The sequence below is a fragment of the Actinosynnema sp. NPDC023658 genome, assembly GCF_040639995.1.
Classification (GTDB): Bacteria; Actinomycetota; Actinomycetes; order Mycobacteriales; family Pseudonocardiaceae; genus Actinosynnema.
The window spans coordinates 1-1,957 of record NZ_JBFAAX010001001.1 but is presented as its reverse complement, the minus strand read 5'-3'; the positions used below and the strand labels follow the sequence as shown (position 1 = coordinate 1,957).

At 73.9% G+C, this 1,957-nt stretch carries 1 protein-coding gene and 2 pseudogenes; 2 read left to right on the top strand and 1 reads right to left on the bottom strand.

Going from position 1 to position 1,957, the window contains the following annotated elements:
• Both AB0G02_RS37385 and AB0G02_RS37380 read left to right on the top strand, forming a co-directional pair.
• Positions 1-106, top strand: a pseudogene (locus tag AB0G02_RS37385) (ABC transporter permease); the annotation flags it as partial.
• Positions 103-1,695 (top strand): ABC transporter ATP-binding protein, encoded by a 1,593-nt coding sequence (locus AB0G02_RS37380; protein WP_360804389.1) that lies wholly within the window; start codon positions 103-105, stop codon positions 1,693-1,695. The pseudogene AB0G02_RS37385 and the gene AB0G02_RS37380, both read left to right, overlap by 4 nt.
• Here the strand turns inward: AB0G02_RS37380 and AB0G02_RS37375 are convergent.
• A pseudogene (locus tag AB0G02_RS37375) lies at positions 1,655-1,957 on the bottom strand (TVP38/TMEM64 family protein); the annotation flags it as partial. The gene AB0G02_RS37380 and the pseudogene AB0G02_RS37375 overlap by 41 nt on opposite strands.

Here is a 1,957-nt window from a genome sequence, read left to right as displayed (position 1 = left end):
CCTCATCCCGCCGGGGTTGGGCGTGGTGTGCGTGGTGCTGGCGTTCACGCTGTGCGGGCGGGCCCTGGAGACGGTGCTCAACCCGCGGCTGAAGGGGGAGCGGTGAGCAGCCTGCTGGAGTTGCGTGACCTGAGCGTGCACTACCGGGGCGCGCGGGGCGATGTGACGGCGGTCCGGTCGGTGTCGCTGGCCCTGCAGGCGGGGGAGACGCTCGGGCTGGCCGGCGAGTCGGGCTGCGGCAAGTCGACCGTGGCCATGTCGGTGCTGCGGCTGCTGCCGCGCAACGCCCGCGTCGAGGGGCAGGTGCTGCTCGACGGCGAGGACGTGCAGACCATGTCGTGGGGCCGGCTGCGGGCGGTGCGGTGGGCCGCGGCGTCGGTGGTGTTCCAGGGCGCGATGCACGCGTTGAACCCGGTGCACCGGGTGGGCGATCAGATAGCCGAGCCCATGCGGCTGCACGGCGTGGACGGCTCGGTGTCGGCGCTGCTGGACCAGGTGGAGCTGCCCGCGCGGGCGGCCCGCGCCTACCCGCACGAGCTGTCGGGCGGGCAGAAGCAGCGGGTGATGATCGCGATGGCGCTGGCGTGCGCGCCGCGGCTGGTCATCGCGGACGAGCCGACCACGGCGCTGGACGTCGTCGTGCAGGCTCAGGTGCTCGACGTGCTCAAGCGGCTGGTGTCCGAGCGGGACATCGGGCTGGTCATGATCAGCCACGACCTGTCGGTGCTGGCCTCGACGTGCGACCGGCTGGCCGTGATGCGCGACGGTCAGGTCGTGGAGGAGGGCCCCGCGCGGGAGGTGATCTCCGCACCGACCCACCCCCACACGCAGGCGTTGGCGGCGGCGTTCCCCACCGTGGGCGACCCGGCGTCGCGGCACGTCACCGCGTCCGAGGCGGCCGACGGTCCGGTGCTGCTGCGCGCGGAAGGCGTGCGCGTGGACTACGGCGAGGTCACGGCGGTGGCCGGGGTCGACCTGGAGGTGAGGGCGGGGGAGATCGTCGCCCTGGTCGGCCAGTCCGGGTCCGGCAAGACCACCCTCGCCCGCACCCTGCTCGGCCTGCAACGCCCCACCGCCGGCCGGGTGCTGTTCGAGGAGGCGGAACTCCCCCGCTCGGCGTCGGGCCTGCGCGCTTTCCGACGACAGGTGCAGCTGGTGCTGCAGGACCCGACCAGCGCGCTCAACCCCCGCCACTCGGTGTACGAGGCCGTCGCCGAAGGCCTGCGCATCCACCGGGTCGAGGGCGACGAGTCCGCCCAGGTCGCGGACGCGCTGTCGCACGCCGAGCTGCGGCCGCCGGAGCTGTTCTTCACGTCGCTGCCCCACGAGCTGTCCGGCGGGCAGCGGCAGCGCGTGGTGATCGCCGGCGCGTTGGCGCTGGGGCCGCGGCTGCTGGTGGCCGACGAGCCGGTGGCGTCCCTCGACGCCTCGGTGCGCGGCGAGATCCTGGCGCTGCTGCTGCGGTTGCGCCGTGAACTGGGCCTGGCCGCCCTGGTGATCACCCACGACCTCGGTCTGGCGTGGACGATCGCGGACCGGGTCGCCGTCATGTACCGGGGCGAGCTGGTGGAACAGGGCCCGGTCGAACAGGTGCTGCTGTCACCGCGGCACGACTACACGCGCACCCTGCTCGCCGCCGTGCCGCACACCGACGTCAGGCCCGGGAGTCCGCCCCTTCCGCGTCCGACTCCCTGACGGTCGGGCTTCCGGCGGTCGTGTTCTCGCCGGTCGTGTTCCCGGCCGGCGGATTGGTGGCGGTCGGGTTGCGGCTTTCGAGTCGTGCGTCGACCAGCAGGCCCACCACACCGATCGCCGCGCACAGCACGGACACGACGACCAGCGCGGGATCGGTGCGCCCCGTGAGCGCGTCACCGAGCACGACCACGGCCACCGTGCCGGGGACGACACCGACCGCCGTGGCGACCAGGAAGGGCACCAGCCGGATCGAGGACACACC